A 1,289-nucleotide genomic window follows, 5' to 3' on the forward strand; every position below is an offset into this window, starting at 1 on the left:
GAGCCAAAGCAGGAACAAATGGGCGCACACGGCTGAACAAGGAGGACGGAACGACTGAAAGATCACCTTGACAAAGATTAGCCCATACAAGCGAGCGAGCGGCTTTGCGGGGTCATCGACAGTTCGCCGGTAAGGTCGGGTTGCTGACACCAACCTGATTCGAAGGAACCATCGATGACCGACGACATGATGAACCTGCGCGCGCTCGTGGAGAAGACTCCGGATTCCGATCTCTTGCGCGAGATGATTGGCTTTGCCGCCGAGCGGCTGATGGAGCTGGAGGTTGGCGCCGCCACCGGCGCCGCCTATGGCGAGAAGAACCCGTTGCGCACGGCCCAGCGCAACGGCTATCGCGAGCGCGACTGGGAGACGCGCGCCGGCACCGTCGAGCTGCGCATCCCCAAGCTCAGGAAGGGCTCCTATTTCCCCGGTTTCCTAGAACCGCGCCGCATGGCCGAGAAGGCGCTGACCGCCGTCATCCAGGAGGCCTACGTCCAGGGGATCTCGACCCGCTCGGTCGATGACCTGGGGCATGAGCGGCATCTCCAAAAGCCAGGTCAGCCGGCTGTGCGAAGAGATCGACGGCAAGGTCAAAGCGTTCCTTGAAAGACCCATCGAGGGGACTGGCCATATCTGTGGATCGACGCCACCTACCTGAAGGTGCGCCGCGGGGGCCGCATCGTCTCGGTCATCATCGCTGTCGGCGTCAACGCGGACGGCCGGCGCGAGGTGCTGGGCATGGAGGTCGGCACGTCTGAGGCCGAGCCGATCTGGACGGAGTTCTTGCCCAAGCTGACCCGCCGCGGCCTGCGCGGCGTCAAGCTCGTCGTCTCCGATGCCCATGAAGGCATCAAGGCGGCCGTCACCAAGGTGCTGTGCGCGACATGGCAGAGGTGCCGCGTCCACTTCATGAGGAACGTGCTGGCCCATGCCGGCAAGAGCGGGCGCCGCGTCGTCTCCGCTTTCATCGCCGCCGCCTTCGCCCAGGAAACGCCCGAGGCCGCAAGCACGCAATGGCGCGCCGTCGCCGACCAGATCCGGCCGAAGGTGCCGAAGCTGGCGACAATCATGGACGACGCCGAGCCCGACGTGCTTGCCTACATGACTTTCCCCAAGGAGCACCGCGCCAAGCTGCACTTGACGGATGACATCGACAAGCCTGATTTCGACTTTTTCGATTCCTGTCGCGTTTCTTTGTTCGGCTCAGGTGAGCCTGTTTCTTCGTCCCGGCCCACAGGATTTCCCATGCGAGCGTGTCGAGACGCAGTCAAGGCTGGCCGGTGCGATGG

Annotated in this window: 1 pseudogene; it reads left to right on the forward strand. The window is 63.7% G+C overall.

Annotated elements, in window-relative coordinates:
- Positions 1-189 precede the first annotated feature (189 nt).
- Positions 190-1,289 (forward strand): annotated as a pseudogene (locus tag NKI08_RS34430) (IS256 family transposase); the annotation flags it as partial.

The sequence above is a fragment of the Mesorhizobium sp. M0768 genome, from assembly GCF_040320195.1.
Classification (GTDB): Bacteria; Pseudomonadota; Alphaproteobacteria; order Rhizobiales; family Rhizobiaceae; genus Mesorhizobium.